Origin of the sequence: Micromonospora sp. DT47 (assembly GCF_049844475.1) — a bacterium.
GTDB lineage: Bacteria > Actinomycetota > Actinomycetes > Mycobacteriales > Micromonosporaceae > Micromonospora.
In genome coordinates, this window is record NZ_JBNCLC010000037.1 from 1 (window position 1) to 21,358 (window position 21,358).

The 21,358-nt window shown below is 70.2% G+C and carries 21 protein-coding genes and 1 pseudogene; 8 read left to right on the top strand and 14 right to left on the bottom strand.

All coding sequences use genetic code 11. The features are described from left to right. Positions 1–248: 248 nt before the first annotated feature. Positions 249–1,454 carry a hypothetical protein gene (locus tag ACLQ2U_RS30465; RefSeq protein ID WP_425754344.1) on the bottom strand — a complete coding sequence of 402 codons (1,206 nt, stop codon included), beginning with the start codon at positions 1,452–1,454 and terminating at the stop codon, positions 249–251. A gap of 318 nt (positions 1,455–1,772) precedes the next feature. Here ACLQ2U_RS30465 and ACLQ2U_RS30470 point away from each other — a divergent pair, with 318 nt between their 5' ends. Continuing rightward, on the top strand, positions 1,773–2,582 hold the full coding sequence (locus tag ACLQ2U_RS30470; protein WP_425754345.1) for a hypothetical protein: 810 nt from the start codon (positions 1,773–1,775) through the stop codon (positions 2,580–2,582). Positions 2,583–2,715: 133 nt separating this feature from the next. Here ACLQ2U_RS30470 and ACLQ2U_RS30475 read toward each other — a convergent pair whose 3' ends face one another. After that, on the bottom strand, positions 2,716–2,889 hold the full coding sequence (locus ACLQ2U_RS30475; RefSeq protein WP_425754346.1) for a hypothetical protein: 174 nt from the start codon (positions 2,887–2,889) through the stop codon (positions 2,716–2,718). Between the two features lie 171 nt (positions 2,890–3,060). Here ACLQ2U_RS30475 and ACLQ2U_RS30480 point away from each other — a divergent pair, with 171 nt between their 5' ends. The 6 genes from ACLQ2U_RS30480 to ACLQ2U_RS30505 all read left to right on the top strand — a co-directional run bounded on the left by ACLQ2U_RS30480 (position 3,061) and on the right by ACLQ2U_RS30505 (position 9,690). Beyond that, positions 3,061–3,315, top strand: a complete 255-nt coding sequence (locus ACLQ2U_RS30480; protein ID WP_425754347.1) for a hypothetical protein — start codon at positions 3,061–3,063, stop codon at positions 3,313–3,315. A gap of 501 nt (positions 3,316–3,816) precedes the next feature. Further along, a complete protein-coding gene (locus tag ACLQ2U_RS30485; protein ID WP_425754348.1) occupies positions 3,817–6,804 on the top strand; it encodes a M36 family metallopeptidase in 2,988 nt (995 codons plus the stop codon). Positions 6,805–7,137: 333 nt separating this feature from the next. Continuing rightward, positions 7,138–7,692: an excalibur calcium-binding domain-containing protein gene (locus ACLQ2U_RS30490; RefSeq protein ID WP_425754349.1), complete on the top strand. Its 555-nt coding sequence runs from the start codon at positions 7,138–7,140 to the stop codon at positions 7,690–7,692. Between the two features lie 360 nt (positions 7,693–8,052). Beyond that, a complete protein-coding gene (locus ACLQ2U_RS30495) occupies positions 8,053–8,634 on the top strand; it encodes an ATP-binding protein (RefSeq protein ID WP_425754370.1) in 582 nt (193 codons plus the stop codon). A gap of 14 nt (positions 8,635–8,648) precedes the next feature. Beyond that, positions 8,649–8,990, top strand: a complete 342-nt coding sequence (locus ACLQ2U_RS30500; protein WP_425754350.1) for an STAS domain-containing protein — start codon at positions 8,649–8,651, stop codon at positions 8,988–8,990. A 379-nt stretch (positions 8,991–9,369) separates the two neighbouring features. Next, positions 9,370–9,690: an STAS domain-containing protein gene (locus tag ACLQ2U_RS30505; protein WP_425754351.1), complete on the top strand. Its 321-nt coding sequence runs from the start codon at positions 9,370–9,372 to the stop codon at positions 9,688–9,690. A 316-nt stretch (positions 9,691–10,006) separates the two neighbouring features. Here ACLQ2U_RS30505 and ACLQ2U_RS30510 read toward each other — a convergent pair whose 3' ends face one another. The 4 genes and pseudogenes from ACLQ2U_RS30510 to ACLQ2U_RS30525 form a co-directional block, all read right to left on the bottom strand. Continuing rightward, positions 10,007–10,438 carry a helix-turn-helix domain-containing protein gene (locus tag ACLQ2U_RS30510; RefSeq protein ID WP_425754352.1) on the bottom strand — a complete coding sequence of 144 codons (432 nt, stop codon included), beginning with the start codon at positions 10,436–10,438 and terminating at the stop codon, positions 10,007–10,009. A 151-nt stretch (positions 10,439–10,589) separates the two neighbouring features. Beyond that, on the bottom strand, positions 10,590–10,802 hold the full coding sequence (locus ACLQ2U_RS30515; protein ID WP_425754353.1) for a hypothetical protein: 213 nt from the start codon (positions 10,800–10,802) through the stop codon (positions 10,590–10,592). Between the two features lie 251 nt (positions 10,803–11,053). Further along, a complete protein-coding gene (locus tag ACLQ2U_RS30520; protein WP_425754354.1) occupies positions 11,054–11,365 on the bottom strand; it encodes a hypothetical protein in 312 nt (103 codons plus the stop codon). A 183-nt stretch (positions 11,366–11,548) separates the two neighbouring features. Then, positions 11,549–11,744 (bottom strand): annotated as a pseudogene (locus tag ACLQ2U_RS30525) (hypothetical protein). 1,004 nt (positions 11,745–12,748) lie between these two features. On the opposite strand from ACLQ2U_RS30525, the gene ACLQ2U_RS30530 reads away from it, so the two are divergent. Next, positions 12,749–13,237 (top strand): hypothetical protein, encoded by a 489-nt coding sequence (locus tag ACLQ2U_RS30530; RefSeq protein ID WP_425754355.1) that lies wholly within the window; start codon positions 12,749–12,751, stop codon positions 13,235–13,237. 461 nt (positions 13,238–13,698) lie between these two features. On the opposite strand, the gene ACLQ2U_RS30535 is transcribed toward ACLQ2U_RS30530, so the two are convergent. From ACLQ2U_RS30535 to ACLQ2U_RS30570, 8 genes are all read right to left on the bottom strand, one after another. After that, positions 13,699–14,064, bottom strand: coding sequence for a hypothetical protein (locus tag ACLQ2U_RS30535; RefSeq protein WP_425754356.1), 366 nt, complete (start codon positions 14,062–14,064; stop codon positions 13,699–13,701). Between the two features lie 389 nt (positions 14,065–14,453). Then, positions 14,454–14,987: a hypothetical protein gene (locus ACLQ2U_RS30540; RefSeq protein WP_425754357.1), complete on the bottom strand. Its 534-nt coding sequence runs from the start codon at positions 14,985–14,987 to the stop codon at positions 14,454–14,456. 147 nt (positions 14,988–15,134) lie between these two features. Then, a complete protein-coding gene (locus ACLQ2U_RS30545) occupies positions 15,135–15,551 on the bottom strand; it encodes a hypothetical protein (protein WP_425754358.1) in 417 nt (138 codons plus the stop codon). Positions 15,552–15,598: 47 nt separating this feature from the next. Continuing rightward, complete coding sequence (locus tag ACLQ2U_RS30550) at positions 15,599–16,600, bottom strand: DUF4192 domain-containing protein (protein ID WP_425754359.1); 1,002 nt, start codon at positions 16,598–16,600, stop codon at positions 15,599–15,601. A 220-nt stretch (positions 16,601–16,820) separates the two neighbouring features. Continuing rightward, positions 16,821–18,419: a VWA domain-containing protein gene (locus ACLQ2U_RS30555; protein WP_425754360.1), complete on the bottom strand. Its 1,599-nt coding sequence runs from the start codon at positions 18,417–18,419 to the stop codon at positions 16,821–16,823. A gap of 19 nt (positions 18,420–18,438) precedes the next feature. Further along, on the bottom strand, positions 18,439–19,569 hold the full coding sequence (locus ACLQ2U_RS30560) for an AAA family ATPase (protein ID WP_425754361.1): 1,131 nt from the start codon (positions 19,567–19,569) through the stop codon (positions 18,439–18,441). Positions 19,570–19,824: 255 nt separating this feature from the next. Then, positions 19,825–20,118, bottom strand: a complete 294-nt coding sequence (locus ACLQ2U_RS30565) for a hypothetical protein (RefSeq protein ID WP_425754362.1) — start codon at positions 20,116–20,118, stop codon at positions 19,825–19,827. 38 nt (positions 20,119–20,156) lie between these two features. Beyond that, on the bottom strand, positions 20,157–21,245 hold the full coding sequence (locus ACLQ2U_RS30570) for a DUF4314 domain-containing protein (protein ID WP_425754363.1): 1,089 nt from the start codon (positions 21,243–21,245) through the stop codon (positions 20,157–20,159). Positions 21,246–21,358 lie beyond the last annotated feature (113 nt).

The window sequence follows — 21,358 nt, forward strand, 5'->3', positions numbered from 1 at the left end:
CGCCAGGCCTGGACCCTCTACCGCTGGGACACCCGCTCCACCCGCCGACCATGAACCCGCCTAATTGCGCGACCTCTAAGGACGGTCCATTCCAGGGCGGCGGTTTGCCTGCTGCTCTCGGTTGGCGAACCTTCCCGGGCCGCTGCACGGCGGCGAACCTGCTGGAATCCAGGCTGGTAGCGCGGTGTCATGTGCCGGGCAGGGACGGGGACAAGGGATAGGCGATGCAGGCGAAGTAGTTGCCCAATTCAGGGGCTGCTTGGTGGACATAGGGGCCGCTCCGCTATTGGTAGCTGTAGGGGGTCCAGGCAGAGGCTGACGACGGGCGCCTTGGCCGAGGGTGGTGCGGTGGTCGGGGCCGGACCGTTGGCCGGGGACGGCGTAGTGGTCGACACAGGACCGGTGGTCGCGGCCGGGTGGGCAGCCGGACCAGCGGCTGCGACCGCTGGTGCGGGGGAGGAGCCCCGGTGCGCGGTGCCTTGGCGCCGGATCGGTCCGTCTACTCCCGGCGCGCCGCCCGTAGGCCGAGTTGCCGTCGGGGCGGGCAGCGGCGCGGCTGTACCGCTGTCCGGTGCCGCCAGCTTGGAGGGGGTGCTCGGGGTGGTGTTGCGCATTGCGTTCGGAGCGCCGGTGGTGGCGGTGCCGGGCGCCGCAAGGCCCGCCCGGTACGGCAGGCCGTCCTGCTCCGATTTGGACGTTGCGACAGTCAACGTCGCGCACGCGAATGCGAGGAGGGCTGCGGCGGCGGCTGCTAGGCGATCGGGACGCAGCGGGGTCAGCCGGGCGTGGTCTGGCTGGGCCGGTGGCGGTGGCAGCGGCCGCGTGTTGTGGTGGGCGTCCAGCAGCGCGTCGATCTGCGCGGCGACGGCGGCGCGTTCCCCGGTGGCGGCGGCGAATGCGAGGGTGAGGTAGAAACGGAAGTTCACGGAGGTGCCGGCCGGCACCCGCAGCCCGGCGAGCCGACTCCCGTCGGTGGTGTGCAGCAGGGTGAGCGGGACGTCGGGGTGATGCGCGGGCCCCACCATGTCCGCGTATGACCACTCGCGCCGTGTCTCGCGCCCCGAGAAGGCCACCCGATGGTTGGTCACGACGGCCATGCCGGCGTCGACGACCCGGAGGCCCCTCGGCAGCGCGCGGCCGGGTGCGCCGACGCTGGCCGCGGCGGCGGTCAGCCCCGGCGTGGGTAGCCCGACGATGTGCCGCCCCTCCGCCTCGACCAGCTCCGCGGCCGGCAGCACCCGGTAGACCACCTCGTCGTCGTCGAGGTCCACCGGCAGGCCGGTACGCGGCTGCGTGCACCCGAGGAACTCGGCCGCCTCGATCTGCAGCCGGATCAGCTGGTCATTTCGTCGGTGCCAGGCCTCGGCCTCGGTGTCGTACGCGCGCCGCCGCCGGTCGTTCTCGCGTTGGGCCCACGCGATCCGCCATCGGGGGCGCTCCTCCGCCCGGATCATGATGATCGCCGCAATTTCGCCGTCACACCCGGTACAACCGCCCACGTTCGGTCCGGGCAACGTGCGGGATCGATACCTGCCAGTGTTTCCGATAGGAGAAGATTGATCCGCGGCGATCCGGTGCCGGTTGCTGGGCCCCAGGGGTCGGCGCACCGGGCACCTCAGCAGCCGGCAGGGCAAGGCTGAACCCCGCCGTCCCAGCGTTTACCGGGCTAATCCGGGCGCATTGATGGCGAAGCCGTGTCCCGTGAGGTGGTAGGTGGGTTGTACAAGGTGTGACGCCGAAGGAAGAGCCATCTTCACAGGAGGCGACCGGGGGTGTGGAAGACACAGCCGATCGGCTTGCGCGGATGGCGTGAGCGGTGGGCCGACCGGAACAACGAGCAGTACCAGCGGGCGTACGACGCCGCGCTAGGGGCGTGGCAGCAGCGGGACACCAAGCTGCGACGGCTGCGAGCGGCGGCGTCTGAGTTCAGGGGGTCGGCGGATGCAGCCGTCGGTCTCTCCCTGGAGTTCTTCCCCGGTGAGGTCGTCTACACCGTGCTGCCCGCTGCCGAGCTCATCGAGGCGGAGGGGCGCCACATCGCCGGCCTGCCCCGGCCCGAACGGGCGGTCCTGGCCACGCCCGATACGACGCTGAGCCCGGTGCTCGCAGACGGGCTCCACGTGGTTGACGCGGGAATGGTGGTGGTGACAGACCGCGCCGTGGTCTTCCTCGGCCACGATGGGGTACGCGAGTGGATGTACGCGCGGCTGAGCGGGGTGGCGCACGATCGGCGGGCATCGTTCACCCTGATGCACACGGTCGACGAGAAAAGCATCTCGGGACTGCTCCTGCCGCCGGCCGCCGCCGACGGATTCCGGTTCCACGTAACCTTGGCTTTCGCCGACGACATCGGCGAGCGGCCGGCCGTGGTGGCTCAGCTTGACCAGGTGATCGCCGCGCACGAGCATGCGCGGCCCTCACCGCCGGTCATGGTCACCTCGGATCAGGCTCCATTGACGGCAATCGTCACGATGCTGAGTCTCGCCATGGTGGTTCGCCGCGTGCACCCGCCGAATCTCGCGAGCGAGCCAGGCGTCACGGCGCGAGCGGGTCGAAGGCGTGCGCCAGCAGGCGGCCAGTAGGTGCTGGCCGCGATCTGCCAGCCGTGCTCGCGCAACGCGCGGCAGATCGGCTCGACGCCGAACACCTGCTTGTGCTCGTCGATGAACCTCACGAGCATGGCTGTGGCCGGTCGAGCTCGGCGATGTTCCTATGTCAAGCCGCCACCGCCATCAGGGTTCTCGGCGTGGTCGACGGCAATGTTGCGGCGGCGGCGCCGGCGGGCTGGGATGCGAGGTGTTCGTCGGCGATGAGGGCGGTGAAGACCCGGTCGGACAATCGGCGGCGCAGCAGCCGCAGCGCTTTGGTGCGGGGTCCGTATGTCGGCACGACTCACCACCCCTACCGACGGCGGGTACACATCGCTGTCGGGGCCGCTGCCCGCAGAGCAGACCTTCGTCGGCATCGGCCACGTTCAGGCCCGGTACGCCGCGACGGCGGGCTCGGCTGCCGCCGTGTTGACCGCGCGGGTATGGGACGTCTCGCGCCAACGGCACCGCCGTGCTGGTAACCCGGGGTGTCTACCGGTTCGACTTCACCGGGTACGACGCCCACAGCGGGGTTGTCCAGGTGCCGCTAGACGGCAACCACTGGACGTTCGCTGCCGGTCACCGGATCCGACTCGACCTGGCTCAGGTCGACCAGCCGACCTACCGGGCACCGAACGCCGCGGTGACGGCGACACTGAACCTCTCCGCCGCCCGCCTCGTGCTGCCCGTCCGACAGGACGCCGAGACCAAGACCACCGTGCCGTAGTGAACGGCACCGGGGCGGCCACCTCAAGGCTCGTGAGCCCGCCGCTGACCGGACCAGCCCGTCCGGTGCAACTGCAGCCACACGCCCGGCTCCGGCAGCCACGGCCGATACGCCCAATCATTAACCGGTACCTGTCGGACCGGTTCGCACCGGTCGCCGAGACGGCAAGAGGGTGCCGCGCATGTCTGACTCCTGGGACGTGGTGGTGATCCGCGGCGAGCTGGTGCTTGGTCGATGGATGTTGCGCTTCAGCTGTGGACGTCGATGTCCATTGCGAGGAGCTAACACCTCCGGCACGACGCAGGCATGATCCAACCCCCAGAGGGAGCCTCCATGCGTATCCGTCCACCACTGGCCGTCGGGGCGGCCTTCGCCCTGGTCTTGACACTCAGTCCATCCGCCGCTTCGGCCGTTGTCGATGTCGGGTCGACGGGCATCGAGCGGATCGATGTCCGCTGGACGTCGGAGTCAGTGCGACCGACCGACGCTCAGCTTTCTGCAGTGCGGCAGGTCGTCGCAGCCGCAGGCGCCGGCACGCGGGTCAGCTGGGACGGCCGGTTCGGCACGCCTCGAACGATCCGCAAGGACGGAGGCTGGCTCACCGGCCCGCACTCGGGGAACGCGACCGCCGTGGCCCGGTCCTTCATCGACGCCAATCGTGACGCGTTCGGCCTCACCGCGGCGGACGTCGCGTCGCTGACGGTAGTGCGGGATCACGAACTGGTCGGCACCGGCACGCACGTGGTGAACTTCGCGCAGACGTACGGCGGCTTGCCGGCGGTGCGCGGGGGGCGTCTCGGCGTGGCCGTGACCAGCGACGGGAAGGTCCTCTCCTACGCCGGCAACTCGGCGCGCGGTGGTGGGCTCACCGCCGGGCACGAGCTGTCCGCCGGGCAGGTGCTGAAGGGCGTGGTCGGCAAGCTCGCCCCCGGGGTGACCTACACGCCGCAGCCGACGGGTGACCGGGCCGGCTTCCAGGTCTTCGCCAAGGGCCCCTTCGCCGGCGAGTCCTACATGCAGAAGGCGGCCTTCCCGACACGTGACGGCGCTCGGCCGGCCTACCGGGTGCTGTTCATCAAGGGCCTGGATCAGGCGTGGGACACGGTCGTCGACGCGTCCACCGGGGAGACGCTGTACCAGGCGTCCCTGGTGGCGCGCGACGCCGAAGGCACCGTCTTCGAGAACTACCCGGGCGCGCCGGCCGGCGGGGCACCCGTCATCAAGTCGTTCGGGCCGAACGCCCAGTCGCCGTCGGGTTACGTCGACCCGACCGGGTTGGCGGGCATCGCCGGGCCGACGACCTTCGGCAACAACGCCAACACGTACGCCAACTACTCCAACTTCCTGGTCCCCGCCGACCAGGGACCGCGGCCGGTGAGCCCGACCGCCCAGTTCAACTACACCTACTCCGCCAACTGGGCGCGCAGCAAGGGCCAGGCGGTACCGCCGAGCTACGCCCTGGATCTCGACCCGGCGGCGACCAACCTGTTCTGGCACCACAACCGCATCCACGACGAGTTCCGGGCGCTGGGCTTCACCGAGTCCGGGGGCAACTTCCAGGTGAGCAACGGCGCCAATGGCGGCCAGGGCGGCGACCCGGTCCTCGGGCTGGTGCACGCCGGCGCGGCCAGCGGCGGCGCACCCACCTACACCGGCCGGGACAACGCCTACATGCTCACTCTGCCCGACGGCATCCCGGCCTGGAGCGGCATGTTCCTGTGGGAGCCGATCAACGACACCTTCGAGGGCCCGTACTCGGACGGCAACTTCGACGCCTCCGTCATCGAGCACGAGTACGCACACGGCCTGTCCAACCGCTACGTCAGCGGTGAGGACAACGCCCTCAACACCCACCAGTCCGGTTCCATGGGCGAGGGCTGGGGCGACTGGTACGCGCTGAACTACCTCTACGGCAAGAAGCTCGCCACCACCGCCGTGGTAGGCCAGCACGTCACCGGCAACACCGAGCGCGGTATCCGGAACTGGAGCTACGACAAGAACCCCACCGGCTTCGGTGACATCGGATACGACCTCGGCGGCGCCGAGGTCCACTCCGACGGGGAGATCTGGACGGCCACCCTGTGGGACATGCGCAAGGCCCTCGTCGCCCGCTACGGCGAGGCGGCCGGTGGTGAGATCGCCGCGCGGCTGGTCACCGGCGCGATGCCGCTGTCCCCGGCGGACCCGTCGTTCATCGACATGCGCGACGCGATCCGCACCGCCCTGGACAACCGCTACCACGGCAGGTCCGACTACGCCGCGCTGGTGGACGCGGTCTACGGCGCCTTCGCCAAGCGGGGCCTGGGCCTGCACGCCGCCACCGACGACGGCGACGACACCGACCCCACCCCGTCGTATGAGCACGTCAACCCGGCCCGCAACGGCACCCTGACCGGCACCGTCGTGAACTCCGCGACCGGCAAGCCGATCTCCGGCGCCCGCATCATCCTCGGCGTCTTCGAAGCCAGGGTCACCCCGCTGCGGACCTCGTCCGCGGACGGCGGGTTCTCCGCCCCTGTCACCGCCGGCACCTACCCGGTGACCATCGCGGCCGACGGGTTCGGTGCCCGAACCTTCTCTGGTGTGAAGGTCACCGCCGGTAATACCTCCGCGTTGCGGTTCGCCTTGGCGCCCAACCTGGCGTCTGCCGCCAACGGCGCCACCGTTGTCTCGGCCACGGCGACCGGCGCCGGACGGCTGATCGACGACACCGAGGCGAGCAGCTGGAAAGCCGGCCGGGAGACCGGCAACGCCGTGATCAAACTGGCCGCCCCTGCGCAGATCTCGTCGGTCCAGGTCAGCGCCTTCACCACCTCCCGATTCGAGGGGCTGCGCGGGTTCACCCTGCAGACCTCCACCGACGGGGCCAACTGGCAGACCGTAATGACCAAGCCGGACGCGTTCGGCTACCAGACGCCGCGCCCCACCGCACCGGACCTGCACTACAAGCAGTTCACTCTGGCGAAGCCGGCACAGGCGCAGTACGTGCGGTTCTGGACCGACACGGGGCTCGGCGAGACGAAAACCGCCGTGCAGGCCGCCGAACTGCAGGTCTTCTCGCAGACCGCCACCGGGGTCGAGCCGCTGCCGCCGTCCCCGCCGGACGCGCCGGTGACCGACACCGGGGTGATCGTCGCGGGCAACCCGTCCACCGGCACGGCCGACGACGCCACCGGTGTCACCGCCACCGCCTTCAAGACCACCTGTGCGGTGCCGGCCGCGCCGGCTCAGGGCGCGGACGGTTGGGTCACCAAGCTGCCGGACAGCTTCGGCGACGGAGCCCACGAGGCGCAGGTACGCAGTGACACCGCCACCCCCTACGACTTCGACCTGTACTTCTACGACGACTCGTGCACCCTGCTCGGCTCCGCGGCGTCGTCGGCCGCCGACGAGTCGGGCACGATCCCGAGCGGAGCCCGCTACGTCCTGACCCAGCTGTGGCTGGGCGCCGCGGTGCCGTTCACCCTCACCGCGACGGACACGAAGTGATGTAGGGGCGCGGCCCAACAGTCTTCTCCGGAAGCTGTCCGCGCCGCCTGTCGGATGGTGGCTGCCGCATGCCCGGCAGCCACCACCCGGCGTCACGTCGCCCCGCCGCATGCCGGACGCATTGCCGGGCCATCGCGGAAGCTCTGGCGCACGGTGGCCGCAGGTGCCTAAGCTGCGGCACTGGCCCCAGACCATGGCTAACGCGTCCGGCCGCCCCAGAGCAGAGTGACCAGGTCGGGCCGGGGCTGTTCCTCGGTCTTCGCCTAACACCCTCGCCCCGGACCGGTCCTGTGCGGAAACCGAACGGCCTCCCCACTGTCAGGAGCAGCCCCGATGACGACACCTACGCCGTCCCCCGGCCGCCCGCACGAGGCGCTCGACGAGACCGCAGTCTTGCCGATGTACCCCGCGCCTCCCGCTCCCGCCAAGAGGAAGGCGCTGCCATGGCTGATCGCCGCCGCCGCCCTCGTCGGGCTGTGCTGCGGCGGCGCCGTGATAAACGCAGCGGACAACGACTCCAACACGGCGCAGCCCAGTGCCAGTAACACCACGCCAGGCAATCGCTTCGTTGAACCCGATGCCCGTCCGACCCCTTCCATGGTGGAAGCGACCGCACCGGATCCTCCTCGGGCGGAGAACACCGTCAAACCCACGCCCGCGGCGACGAAGGCCACCGTCAAGCCGACGGCCACGCGCACCAGCAGTCCACGACCTGCCCCGACCAGCAGCAGGCCAAAGCCACCACCGGTGCCGATGACGGACCCTCGGTTCGGCACCTGCAAGGAGGCGAACGCAGCCGGCTACGGCCCGTACCGCAGGGGCATCGACCCGGAATACACCTGGTACCGCGATCGGAACGCCGACGGCCTGGTATGCGAACGCGGCTAACGCCTCCACGATCAGCACCGCCGATGGCAGGTAGCCGGCTCCATGTCACGCAGACCACCATGGCGTTCCCGAACACAGCAGCGTTCGCTACCGCTGATCGCGACGTAGCAACGACGCCGATGGGGCGGGATCCGACCGGAAACTGGTCCGGCCCCATCGGTGCGCACCGGGTACCAGTTGCCTACGGGCAAGGGGTGCGGAAATGTCAGATGTGGGTAGCCTGCGGGCGTGACCGACGACATTGGGGCATCCGACCCGGGTTATCCGGTGCCGGCGCTCGTCCCCGCGGTCGTGCCGCTGCTGTCGCAGGAGTTCACCACCGCGACGGTCACCGCGCTCCGACATGCCCTGCACGCGCAGGTGGCCGCGGCGGGACTGACCGGGGACACCGGCTACGACTTCGTGCTCGCCGTGCATGAACTGGCCACCAACGCGGTGCGCCACGGCGGCGGCCACGGGCACCTCGACCTGCACCGCCAGGACGACGTCCTGATCTGCGAGATCACCGACCAGGGCCCGGCGGCTGGCAGCCTGCCGGTACGACTGTCCGCGGTCGACGTGGCTGGCGGACGCGGACTGTGGCTCGCACACGAAGTTGACCGACGGCCTCGTCCTCACCCGCCGCCTCAACGGCGTGGCCGCCACCGTGACCGTGTGCCTACAGCCGACCAGCGGCCAGGAGATCTCCCCGCCACCCAGCGCACCCCAGAACGGCGAGCCCGGCGGCCCCGCGGGCGACCACCAACGATGAGATCGACGCCGAGCAGGCAGCACCGGGTCCCCGTCGAGCATGACCGCACGTTCTGGTGTGCGCGCGACGGGCCTAACTCGTGCGCCGATCTTGACTCGAGGGGCCGGAGGGGCGACCGCCTCGGTGAGTGCGTGTCTGATCCCGCACCGAACCCAGGTCGCCGTGGACAGGTCAAGGCGCGGAAGCGATAGGGTGGCATCCGCGGGTGAAGGGTGAATCGGGCGTGAATCCAGAGCCGACCTGGCAGCATGAGGTCCGTGCTGAGGGTGACACGAAGACCATCGTGTTGTCCGGTGAGATCGACATCAACGGCGCCGCGGAGCTGCACACACTGCTGCAGCAGGCGGTTAACACCGCCAGCGCGGTGAACGTCGACGTCGCCCGAGTGACATTCATCGACTCCACGGTCATCACCGCTCTCGTCAAATCCCACAAGCTGGCGAGGACCGCCGGCTGCCGTTTCGCTGTGGTCAATCCTGACACCCAGGTGCGCCGGGTCCTCGCTGTCACGGGGGTCTTGAACGCCCTGACATCCGACACCCGGTAACCAGTTCCACAACTGGCTGCCGGTGGAACAAGAGCCCTAGCCTTTCGCGGCCGCCTGCCAGCGGTCCTTGGTCCGATCACGGGACACTGACGCCCGATCAGCCGCGATCAGAATTGCGATCGGACTCGCTTGGCCCGCTTCTTGGCCCACTGCTCGCCGTCTGCGCGTCGCCATTTATCCTAAGCGGCGCTTACTGACCCGCCCAGCATTCGAACACCGCTATCCAAAAACGGCACGACCGCAGATATAGCTGTTCCACGTTTCGCGACGGGCGGGTGATGGATCATGTCTCGCTTTCCCCGGCCGCTCAACAGAGGCTATGGTGTGTGGAAACAGAGTGGGTCAACGGCCCGCTTTCAGGCGAAAGAGCACCCGACTCATGGGTAACATCACCATCAGTACGTCTTTTCCGGCGGACGGTGCGACTGTCGTCAGCGTCCGCGGTGAAATCGACGTGTCCGTCTGCGATGAACTGCTCCGTGTCCTTGTGGGCGAGGTCACCCGACGTCGTCCGCCGCGGCTTGTGGTCGACCTGCTGCACGTGACCTTCCTCGACTCGACGGGTCTGACCACTCTCCTTGGCGCGTACCGCACCGCACGGGGGCTCGGCACCTCCTTCGTGGTGCGCCAGCCCAGCGCATTCGTGGCCCGGCAGATGCGCGTGGCCGGCGCCTACGACATCCTCACCGCCGGACAGTAAAAGGGGCCCATCAGCGGGACGTGTCCTGTGGGCAATCGGACAGCAGGAAACCCCCACGTGCTGACGACTCGTCAACCGCTCGGCAGTTCAGTCCCAAGGAGGTGGATACGTCCGAATTTCGACCACCTCGGCCGACCGCCGAAGGTGCCAATGCCGTGATTTCTTCCGGCATCGTAGCGAAATCTGAACAACTCTCCTCGTGGCTGGTCACACCCACTCAGGTCTGCCAGTCAACCGGTGCCACGTGCTTCCGCTCGCCATTCGGGGCGTCTGGCCACTTCTTCCTGCGATATCTCCGCGCTGGACCGTCGTTTCTTTAACCAAATAATTGATCGGCCTGTCGTGCCGGCCGGCGGGCAAGGTAGCGCAGTAGTTCTCGGATGTGGTGCTTTTCTTCCGCCGCGAGCGTAGGGTCGGTCAGCCGTGTGAGGATCACCTGCAGGTCGGCTTCGACCGACGGCTCGTCGATCAGGAGACGGCGCCGCGCAGGATTGCCGTTGGGCCAGCCGAGAGGCCGCAGAGCCTCCGCGACGGAGAGGCCGAGGGCGGCGCAGAAGCCACGTACCTTGGCCAGTTCCGGGTAGTCCTGCCAGTCGCCGGCCAGCCAGCGAAACACTGTCGAGCGTCCGACACCGGTGTGAGCGGCCACGTCGCTGATTGTCCACCCGTGTTGCTCGCGGGCGTCATCCACCGCTTGCCGCACGAAGTGCGCGAAGGCCACTTGGGGCCGCTCCTGGACCTTGTTCAACCTGAGAACCTCCCACCCGCGCGACAGCATGAGGACGACTGTGGCAAGCCGGTGAGGCACGGCTCCACCCGGTGTGCGTGCAGGCAGCCAACCGGCCTCGCGACAACGAGCGGGCGATGTCGTGCCTGGTCAGGGCGTCGGTAACTGCTTGCTATCTGCTGAGGGCGACGACCACCACGGCGAGGAAGCCGATGAGCAGGGTGATACCGCTGAACAGGGCGTAGGACGACCATTGGCGGGTGTGCTGCGGCTCGTACGGGGAGGGCTGGTGTGGCAGGTTCCAGTCGGGCGCTGGTGCCGATGCGGCGCCGGCGCGGCGGGGTGTCCATGCGGGGGGCGCAGGTTGCGGCCTGGGTTGACTCATGCTGCCTCCATGCGAGTGTCGGTGCCCGGGCGGTTTTCCGTCGTGGGGGTGGGGATCGCCGCCCGGGCTGGGAAGGCAGTTGCCCCAGCCTCCCAACATCAACGGCGATGCGCCCGACATCGCCGTTACATTGGTCTGCCTCGTCGCGGTACGTCGAGTGAGGCGCTACAAGCAGCTCCGGCCGGTGAGGTGGCTGAAGGCGTTACGGCCAATGCGCCATCCGTACAAGCCGTCCGCGTCGGGGCCCGGTGTCAGAGAGCGAACCCGCGCACCGGATGACGCGACTCGTCAGGCAGGCAGATCTCTGCCGATACGGCCGCCCAGCCGATTGCGGCCATCCATGCTTTCCGAGCAGGACCGTAGCCGAGCAGGTTGACATCGGGACCGTCTCCGAACGCGACGGACCGCTGGAACGGGACGTGGCGCTTCCCGCCGGGCTCTCTCACGTCGATGTGCCACCCGGTGCAGTCACTGTCGTCGCTGTCGTCGACGATCAGGTGACGCACGCCATCCACATCGCTTGCGAAGTGATACGCCGGAAGTGATTGCGTCGGCTCATTCACGGCCTCAGTCTGGCTGAGGTGTAAAGGATCATGCTGCGGGACCCCCCGCGATGGCGGGAACGATCGCCCGGATTGGTCGAGCGCCATCGCCGCCCAGCGCAGGGCATCGCGGTGCCGAACATGCCGAACATCGGGCGCCGCGACTGCTCTCTCAGAAGCTGGAACACCCACTCGGCTGACGCGTCATTCGCACCGGTCTTCCGAGCCACGGCCGTACGCCTCACAGCAGTCGGGGGTGTCGGTACACCCGCAAGTCGCGTCCGCGCTGGCGGCCGACCTCGGACGTGATCTCGTACAGACAGGCCTGCCACACCACGGTCTCCCCGCCACCGGGAACCACCTGGCCGTCACCTGGCCCGCCGCGCAGCAGCACGTCCACCCCCTGACGGTACTAATTCAGAGAGCATGGGACTCGGCGTACGAGCGTTAGCGCTGGTGGCCGCAGGTGCTGTTCGGCTGAGCCGGTCCCGCGAGTGAACCCTCGATTGGACCGACCGGCCGCCGGTGCCCTGCGGCCGGCGCTGCTTCACCTCACGTGGCGTGGCCAGGAGCCGAGCATTGCCTCGCCGACCTGCCCCGGCTTCGCCGCCCGGGCCGTCGCGCGCCAGGGCCGGAACACAGGCTGTGGACAACCTCCGCACCCCTGTGGATAACGCGCCGATGCTGCTTGCGGTGAGTGATTCATGGGTGACGTGAAGGTGATCCTCGTGTTTGACTGATTTCTATGCGAGCGGGGGAGGCGCGGCTGGCGATCGACTGCGGCAGCGCCAGCACCACCGCGGTGGTGGCGTGGCCTGATGGCACGTGGCGCCGCTGATGTTCGACGGTGAGCCAGCATTGCCGAGCGGGGTTCCGCTGTCCGCCGACGGGACGAGACCGCCTGCACCTGCTGCCAGCGGCGACGTGTCCGTCGAAAACCGCTGCCGCTGTCGCTTACTGGTTCCGGCGGGCTCCCGATCTGCATCCGGCGGACATCGCCGCGCGAATCGGCCGGTCCGAACGCACCGCACGCCGACACTGGCCGCCGCCCACAGACACCGCCACGCCGCCCGTCAACGGCCCGCACGCTCGCCACGTCGCTGACGGCCTGCGCCGCTGACGCCCCGGCCTGGCAACCTATCGGCCCTTCCAACGCAAAAAGGATCGACTTTCACATCTCGCGGCCACTCCGGCCACATCTCCGTTTAGTCCTGACCACCCGTACGGCCGCTAGTTCTTGCTCCAGCGTTGTTCTAGGTTGCTGTCCTCATGCCTACCTCAAGAGGTGAGAAGGCATCGACATCCAGAGGAATTTTAGTGGCGCAGCCTTCCACCCCACCCGTACCGCCGTCACCCAACCAACCGCCATCCGGTGACCAACCCGTCGAGGCCCCGGATGCGGCTGTGCCCACCGCCGCACGACCAATCCGTGAATGGACCGTGTTGGGAGCCGGTATTGCCGCCGTCCTCGGATCATTCATGCCGTGGGGCAAAGTGAGCGCACCAATTCTTGGCACGGTCACTGTGTCGGGCGTCGACGGAACGGACGGTTGGATCACGGTGGGCCTCGGCCTGGTGCTGGTCGTCTACGCCGGGATGAGCTTGCGCGGCCAGCGCATTCCCATGGCCGTGCCCGTCCTTGCCGTCCTCGCTGCCCTCGGGCTGCTTGGTGTAGGCGCATGGAAGATCGCTGACCTGCAGGCGACGGAAGCGGAAATGCGAGCGAAAATGTCCGGGGAGGACGATGTCCTGGGCATCGGAAAGGCGATGAGCGCAGCTGTACAGGTGAGCGTCGGGTCGGGGCTCTGGTTGCTGACCTTCGCTGGGTTGGCGGGCTCCGTCACCATGGTTCTCATCCTGGTCAGCCGTTATCGCGGCCGCGACAGCAGCTGATGTCGCTGGCGCCGAGAACGAGTTCGGCAGCGGTGCCTCGTCAGGTCGCCTGACCGAAACGGCCCGGGCTGGAGCATTCGCTTCGGCCCGGGCCGTTTGCTGTGGGAGTTGTCGCGGCTGCCTGGGCTCCGCGGCCAGAGTTCCACTCCGGCCACGACACGGGCCGCTGCGTAGGCGAGGACGTCCGGCTGGCGCTCCAGCGAACCGAACGCTTCCTGGTAGGCGCTAATCAGGTTCGCCGGTGCGGTCGTACGCGCGTAACGGAGCGACCCAGGGGCTCGAGAAACGCCCGCAGATACTGCTGGGCGAACCTGCTGCGGAAGATGTAGGTCATCCGGCGGAGGTTGACGGCCGAGAGCATCCTGGTGCGGAGACTCATGTGCCCTCTTGAAGGGTGCGGGGGCCGGCGGCGGCGGTGTCGCCGGTGTCAGGGAGGCCGGGGTCGCCGAGTGCGTGCCAGTTCAGGCGGCCCGCGGCGAGGGGATCGGCCGGTGGTGTGGTGGCGGTGGCGCGGGCAGGTGGCTCGGCGTCGTACTAGGTCGGGTGGATCGGAACCAGCCGACGAATCGTGCGGCTGTGGCAGCGACCGGTGTGATGACCTGCGCTCGGCCGCGGGCGAGCAGGGTGGGTCGCGTCGCTGCCCGGCAGGCGCGTTGGGCGTCGCGCGCTGGCGGGCACGGGTACGCCTCGCGGGTGCAGCGCAGGTTGGCGCAGCGGTCGGGCCGGTCGGGGTCGGGTAGGTGGGCGGCGGCGACGTCGGCGGCGAGGAGCCAGAGCAGGACGTCGGTGACGGTGCGGGGTACGGCGCGGCGGTGTGGCTGCGACATCAGGCGACTGCCCCTTCGGTAGCGAGGTCGGCTCGGGTGGCCGCCACCCCGGCCGGCGGACGGTGTCCGCCGTCGGGTTCGCCGGGGTGGCGACCGCGACGAGTGACGCTCGACTTTGCGGATAGATCAAGTCATCGCGGCGACGTCCTGCCGGAGATCACGCGGTCGCGTCGCTGTGACCGGGCGCTCTGGTTGGCGCTTGGGCCAGATGGCTAGCACGGGCTGACCGATCGCTGATTCCTGCCAAGTCAGCCAAACCCTGCGGACTCCGGACCTACCAATGCGCGTGATCTTGCGGAGTCCGGACTTACCGTTGGCGGATGGCCACCAGGTCGGTGAGGCGGTGCAGCGCCGGCACCGGGCCCGCGTGCACGGCGGCGGGCCGACCCTCAGGTGTGGGTAGCGCTGCGACCCTCGGCTACCAGTGGTTCGTCGGCGTCAAGGTCACCGCCGAGGGCTTCGTAGCCGTCCTGCCCGTCCCACTCGATCTGGGTGGGGAGATCGGCCAGCGCGGCTTCGATGGTGTTCTCCGCGTGGGTGAAGGCGTCCTCGCGGGTGGTGGCGGTGATGTCGATGAGCAGGGGCAGGGTGAGGCGGACCTGCCAGCGGCGGGGCAGCAGCGGCAGGTCGAGGACGTCCAGGAGCGTGTTCGCGACGTCGATGCTGACCTGCTCCTGGCAGACGGCGTCCGCGAGCGCTTCACGGACCTGCCGATGGAACCGCTCCAGCGCATCGGGGTGCCGGGCGGTGTCCGGCGGGGGCGGAGTGCTGGTGTGAGTGCCCCGCAGGTGGGACAGGACCTGTGTGGTGGTGTGGGTGAGCCAGCCCAGGGGCGCCTGCTGGCCGGGGTGGAAGGCCTCCCAACTGGTGCGCAGGACGGCTTCGAGTGTCGGCTGGCTGGGTGGGATTTCGGCGCTGGTCATCGGTGACGGTCTCCTCGTCGCTGTCTGTGGGGTGGATGTGCGGGCGCCCCGCAGCCGGGATGGACGCGGGGCGTGGGAGTCGCCGGCGGGCAGGTCGGTGCCGGCAGAGAGGTCGGTTCGTGCCGACGGGCGTCAGTACCGCTGTGGTCAGTGCGTCGGCGAGGCTGAGTCCTCGGTCCGGTCAGCCGGCCGGGGGCTCGCGTCGGGGCGGGTGATGAAGCCGGTGTCCAGGTTGGTGAGGGCGGCGCACTCTTGGCGTAGGCGGGCGGTGGCGTTGTCGCGTCGGGCGAGGGCGCGGGTGAGGGCGTCAGCGACGCGGTCGAGACGCTCCCGCAGGGACGGGACGCTGTCGGCGTTGTCGTCGGCGTGAACGGTGCAGAGCAGGTTCGCGGCGGCGGTCAGCGCGGTGATCTGCGCGTCGGCGGCAGCGATGATGTACGCCGCCGAGAGCAGCGCGCACACGGAGTCGGGATGCTGTGCGCAGGTGTGGTCCAGCTCGTCCGCGTCGAGGGCGTAACCCTCTTGGTGGGTGAGGTGTCGCAGGACATCGAGGTAGTCAGACACAGGGTTCCTTCCGGGGATGATGGGTTGACCGGCGATGGCGCGTGGAGTCACGGGGCGGTGGGGAAGCCCTGGTCGGGCCAGCCGTCGAGCACGGACGGGGGGAGTCCGTCGCGTAGCGCCCGGTCGATGAGCTGGGCGAGGGAGTAGGTGGGGTTCGCTTGCAGGGCCCGGTCGACGGCGACGGAGGCCAAGGCTCCGGCGCCGCTGCGCCAGGCGGCGAAGGCGAGCAGGCTGGCGGGTGGGGCGGCGAGGTCGGGTTGGGCGCGGCGGGTGATGTCGCTCCACAGCGCGAGTTGCCAGGGCTGGGAGTCGGTGGCCCGCCACGCCGTGTCGCGGATCGCGGTGATCGGTAGGAGCACGGTGAGCCAGGCCAGCTCGTTGTCGGTGAGTACCTGGTCGTCGGCGTAGCGGGCGAACCTTGCCCGCACGATGTCCTCTCCCGCGCGGATCAGCGCGTCCCGGCCACCCTCGACGGTGAGGGCGCGGCGGCGTGCCCGGGCCTTGTAGGTGGCGCGGGTGACGGCGTGGCGGGCGGGACCGTCGATGGGGGCGATGCTGGCGACGAGCGCACGCCGGTCGGGTAGGGTGCTGCATCCGGCGACGATGGCGTGCAGGGTGAGGTCGCTGCGGTCGGGGTCGAAGGGCACCCCGTCGACGGGGCAGCAGGTGGGTTCCTGGCAGAGGTAGGAGAAGTAGCGGCGGTCGGTGACCCGCAGCGCGTCGAACACGTCGAAGCGCGCATCACGTAGCCGGGGTGTGACGGTGTCGACGACGGGGGTGACCGTGGTTGCTGGGCCGTAGCCGATGACGATCGCGGTGGTCGTGTCGGCGTGGTGGAGCATGCGCAGCTGTTGAGGCATCAGCTCGTCGGCCCAGTCGACCGCATCGGCGGGGTCGGGTAGGTCGGTGCGGCTGGCGACGGCGACGCGGGTGCCGGCGAGACCGACGAGGACCAGGCTGTCGGTGGGGTGGAAGCCGAGCAGGTAGGGCACGGCGGTGAGCAGGTCAGCTGGCGTGGAGATCGGTAGGCGGTTGTTCGGGTGGCTCACGGTTTCTCCCGTTGTTGCGAGGTGAGTCCCGGGCACGGCCGATCGGCCGTGCCCGGGGGTGCGCTGGAGTGCGCGGATGGCCGGGCAAGCGGCCAGTGGCGGTGCAGGAAGGAGCCCCGGGTGCCGCTCAAAGCGCCGCGCAGGTCATCTGCGGCGGGCGCGCGACGTCCGGGGTGGGTCCGGCCGGGGCAGGCGGACCGAGGCCGGTAGGGCTGGAAGGTCAGGCGCGCTCGAGGGCGGTGATGGCGGCGTCGGCGATGTGGCCGATGGCCTGCACCGGGTCGGCCACCAGCAGCGTGGTGGTGTCGGTGAAGGTGTGCCCGTCCAGGTCGGCGGGCCGCAGCCACAGCACGGCGCAGCCCGCCCGGTGCAGGGTCGTGATGAGCCGTTGCGCGGGGTCGATGTCGGGCAGGTCGCCGTCGGAGACGACGGCGAGCATCCGCAGCCGCCCGGGTTGACGCAGCTGCAGGAGCTGATCGGCGAGTTTCACCGCGTCGGTGAAGGCGCTGCTGCCGCCGTCGGCGCGCAGCTCGAGGACGCGGGTGGGGCGTTGCCGGGGTGGGACGAGCAGGGCGACATTGCTGCCGAAGGCGATGGTGGCGGTGACGGCGTCGGTGGTGCGGGCGGCGTGGGCGAGGATCCACCCGGCCGATGACATGGGTGCGGCGTAGGGGTGCATGGAGTAGGAGGCGTCGACGATGACGCCGAGGTGGAGGGTCGGTTTCGGCGGTGGCTGTTGTGTGCGGCGTTGCCAGGGTGTGGCGGTGGGGATGCTGCCGGCGGCGATCTGCGCCTTGGCGGTGATGGCGTGGCGGGTGCGTAGCCGGCCCGGCGGGATCGGGCTGGGCCGGGTGTCGGGCTCGGGTTGGTGGGTGCGGGCGTGGCGCAGCCGCGCGGCGAGGGTGCGGGCTGCGGCGCGTTCGGCGTCGGTGGGGTCGCGGCGGGTCCACGTCGCGGGCGCGGAGAACCGGGCGTTGATCTGCTGGTCCCGGTATTGCGTCGGGGTGAGGCCGGCGGTGTGGGCAAGGTAGTCGGTGAGCGCCTGGGCGAGCAGGCCGGCGAACACGCCAGAGTCCGTAGCGGGTGGGTGCGGCTGGCGGTGCGGGTCGATGTCGAGGAGGCGGCACCACCGCCACGCCAGGTCGACCATGCTGTCGGCGTCGGTGTCGTCGATCGTGTGGGCCTGCCGCCACACGTCGCGTAGCTGCAGGAGACGCTTGCGGCCGAGGACCGTGGTAACGGCGGCGCGAACACCGCGAATGTCCTTCGCGGTGAGGATCCGGGCGTCGACCCGCGCGAGGAGCAGCCCGGCGAGATGCCCGGCGTGCCACGGGTCGTCGACGGGGGCGTCGTCAGCGCTGATCAGGGTGGTGACCGTGTGGCGCAGCCACCGCCGGTCGCTGCGCCGCCGGGTGCGCTGCCGGTACTCGATGCGGGACTCTTCGAGGAGTTCGGCGACGGCGGCGACGACGGGTGGGGTGCCGGGCGGGGTGCGCCAGCGGCTGTGGGCGGCGTGTGCCGCTTCGTGGACGAGCAGCCCGTAGGCGGTGGGCACCAGGCGCTTGTGGCCGGCGCGGCGGGGATTGGCCACGTCAGGTGTGCCGATGTGGGTGGCGTCGACCTCGACACGGCACTCGTCTGGGTAGAAGCAGGCCGGGGCGCCGCCACCCGCGCCGGGGGCGACGGTGACGGTCAGGTCGTCGCGGCCGGTCAGGACCGGGATGTGCCGGGTCCAGGCGTGGCTCCAGGCCTGCCAGCCCGGGTCACCGACCGGCGGCGCCGCAGTGCCGGGCTGCAGGTGAGTGCGGGGATGGGGCATCGTGGTTCTCCTTCCAGGGTTAGCGCTGCTTGCCGAGGGTCAGGGCGGCGACTTCGGTGCCGAACTGCTGCTGCAGGGCGGCGGTGACCGCCTCGCGGTCCTGCTCGGGGGCGCGGCCGGCGAGGTTCGCCACCGCCGCGGGCAGGCCGAGGGTTTTGCGGACGCGGGCGAAGCCGAGCAGCTCCCGCAGTTGTGGCGCCCACGACGCCCGTCCGGCGGCGAGGTCGGCGTTGAGGGCGATGGCGGCTTGCACGGCGGGGGCGGGGACGCCGAGGTGGCGGGCTAGGTCCCAGTCGGTGGTGACCTCGATGTGCACGTCGAACCGGGACGCGAGGGCCTCGGTGAGGATGGCGCCGTGGACGCCGGGGTTGTGGCCGGCGATGACGTAGAACCCGTCGACGGCTTCGACGCGTTCGTTGCGGTAGCCGGGGATCGAAATGACCCGCCGGCCGTCCATCGCCGGGTAGAGCACGGCGAGCACTTTCGGTGGGATGAGGGTGGCGTCGTCGACCAGCAGCGCCCTGCCTTCCCGCATCGAGACCACGAGGGGCCCGTAGACGAACTCGAAGCCGCCGTCGGGCAGCGGGATGAAGTTGCCGAGGAAGTCCTCCACGACGGTGTCGCCGGTCCCGGCGACGGTGAGCAGGTCGGGGAACGCGGCCTCGACGAGGGCGGTCTTGCCGGTGCCGGGCGGCCCGTAGAGCAGCACCGGGATGCGCTTGTCCCGCAGCCGGCGCAGCACGTCCACATCGGTGGCGCCGGCGAGCCGGCGGGGAAAGTACAGGTCCCCGTTCGGGCGGGGCACCGGCTGCCGCCGGCCCGCCCTGCGGCTGTCGGCGGGGCCGCGTGGGGCGGGCGCTGGCATGGTGCCAGCGGCGTCGATGCCGGCCTTGGTGATCTGGAAGCGGTGCGGGCCGGTGTGGTGGGTGGCGTACCCGGCGGCGGCCATCTTCTTGAGGGCTTCGAACACGGCGCCGGTGGATCGAGCGGCGATCGCGGTGGTCACCTCGCCTACCTTCAGGACCTGGTCGGGATGGTCGGCGAGGTGGGCGGCGACCTGCCGGTAGAGGTAGCCGGGTCGGCGGTCGCCACCGGAGCCGGCGTCCGGGGGGCTGCCGCTGGTGGGGGCGTGCGGGGTGTCAGGGTCCATGCGGGTCTCCTGCTGGTAGGGCCCGCGCACCCGTCTCCGGGTGCGCGGGCGGTGGGTGTGTCCGCGCGGCGGAGACGAGCGAGACTGGGCAACCCCTCAGCGGGGGAGAGCCAGCACACCCGTGACGTGCCAGAGCCGGTCAGTCCCGCAAAGGGGCTGCCGGGTTGGAGCGGGGTCGCCGCCGGTTCGGCGACGACGATGAACGCACCCAACCCCGAATCGATCAAGTCGAATCGGAGCGGGCGGGCGAGGGTGTTAGCGGCGGCGGAGAGTGACCTCGGTGGCCGGCCGTCGGGAGATCTGTACGGTCAGGCCGAACACGCTGCCGTCGGACAGTTCCAGCCACACCCCCCGGTCGAGGGTGAGGACTCCGGCCTCGCGGTAGGTGCGGGCCGAGGTGATGGTCACCGGCTGCCCGTCGCCGTCGGTCAGCTGCGGCAGGTCGGCGTCGTCGCAGAGCTGGTCCAGCTCGCCGCTGGTCAGCAGACGCAGTACGAGCGCCTGGAGGAGTTCCTCGTGGGCGTACTCGTCGTCGATCTCGTCGTGCATGTCAGGCTCCGATCAGGACAATGGTTGGAGAGGGCGGGTCAGGATTTGTCTGCCGGCGGCTGCTCGACGGGAGTGGGGATGTCACCGGCGATGCGGTCGCAGTCGTAGGGGTGCACGGCTATCCACGTCCACGAGCGGCCCATCACCGTGTACCGGCCGTCCGCGTCGGGGGCGATGCGTTCGACCGCGACCGGGTCGCCGTGAACCCGGGTCTCGTCGACGTCGATGACGTCGCCGTCGAAGCGCATCCTTGCGAGGGACTCGTCGACCAGGCGGTCCTGCTGCGCGCCGGTGACGCCCTGGGTGGCGAGGTGCTGCCGGTAGCGGTCGCGGGCGGCCCGCTGGTCGGCGACGATCGCCTCCGCCACGCCCCGGCTGCAGGTGAACACCGCCCACCCGTTCCAGGTGTCAACCAGGATCCCCACGAACCCGACCGGGATACGCAGTTCCCCGTCGGCGTTTGATGTCCACGCCCAGTCCCCTGCGAACACCCCCGGCTCGCCCAAACGCAGCTCGTCCGGGTGCAGGTGGCCCAGGTCGCGATCGTCCCCGGTCGGGCTCAGGACCATCCGGCAGCGTCGCGCCACCTCCTCGGTTACCGCGTCGTCGAAGCCGTCACACCACGCCCACCGCGTCTGATCGCAGCGGGCGGCGGTCAGCTCCGCCCATCCGGGCGCGCCGTCCGGGGCGGCCTCGGCGTACCGGCCCTCGTCGTGGGTCAGGAGGTAACGGTCCGCCGTGGGTAGCCCGTCGAGGATTTCCGGGTCGACGTCGTCGAGGCCGGCGAGGATCCGCCGGGCCGTGGGCCTGAGGTCACCTTGGGACCGGCCGCCCAGGACGTCCTGCGCCCACCACTGCACTGCCGACTGGCCGGCGGTGGCGCCCGCGGCGCGCAGCGCGTTGAGCACCCGCTGCCACGCCGCGCCCGGCGTTGTGTGTCCGGTGCGGCGGATACGGTCCCCGGCGTCGAGGCACATTGCCAAGCGGGACCCGCTGTCCCAGGCGACGGTGACGATCCGCTGACCGGGGTCGTAGCGGCGGACGGTGCCCTCGTCACCGGGGCGCAGCAGGGTGTACGGGTCGTTGGTGTGGTCGAGCATGACGCGCTCGCCCGGTTGGTATGTCATCGCGCCGTCCGTTCTGCCGAGCCGCTGCCGCAGCTGGGTTTCTCCTGGAGCGGTGAGGACCGGATGGCGCGGATGAGGGTGGGACAGTTCACGGCGAACCTCCGTGCTGAGTA

Bases quoted from the DNA above. Each gene is read 5' to 3' on its own strand.
- ACLQ2U_RS30560 (WP_425754361.1), bottom strand. From the start codon at position 19,569: ATGGACCCTGACACCCCGCACGCCCCCACCAGCGGCAGCCCCCCGGAC.
- ACLQ2U_RS30515 (WP_425754353.1), bottom strand. From the start codon at position 10,802: ATGAGTCAACCCAGGCCGCAACCTGCGCCCCCCGCATGGACACCCCGC.
- ACLQ2U_RS30540 (WP_425754357.1), bottom strand. From the start codon at position 14,987: ATGACCAGCGCCGAAATCCCACCCAGCCAGCCGACACTCGAAGCCGTC.
- ACLQ2U_RS30570 (WP_425754363.1), bottom strand. From the start codon at position 21,245: ATGACATACCAACCGGGCGAGCGCGTCATGCTCGACCACACCAACGAC.
- ACLQ2U_RS30555 (WP_425754360.1), bottom strand. From the start codon at position 18,419: ATGCCCCATCCCCGCACTCACCTGCAGCCCGGCACTGCGGCGCCGCCG.
- ACLQ2U_RS30465 (WP_425754344.1), bottom strand. From the start codon at position 1,454: ATGATCCGGGCGGAGGAGCGCCCCCGATGGCGGATCGCGTGGGCCCAA.
- ACLQ2U_RS30535 (WP_425754356.1), bottom strand. From the start codon at position 14,064: ATGTCGCAGCCACACCGCCGCGCCGTACCCCGCACCGTCACCGACGTC.
- ACLQ2U_RS30505 (WP_425754351.1), top strand. From the start codon at position 9,370: ATGGGTAACATCACCATCAGTACGTCTTTTCCGGCGGACGGTGCGACT.
- ACLQ2U_RS30490 (WP_425754349.1), top strand. From the start codon at position 7,138: ATGACGACACCTACGCCGTCCCCCGGCCGCCCGCACGAGGCGCTCGAC.
- ACLQ2U_RS30565 (WP_425754362.1), bottom strand. From the start codon at position 20,118: ATGCACGACGAGATCGACGACGAGTACGCCCACGAGGAACTCCTCCAG.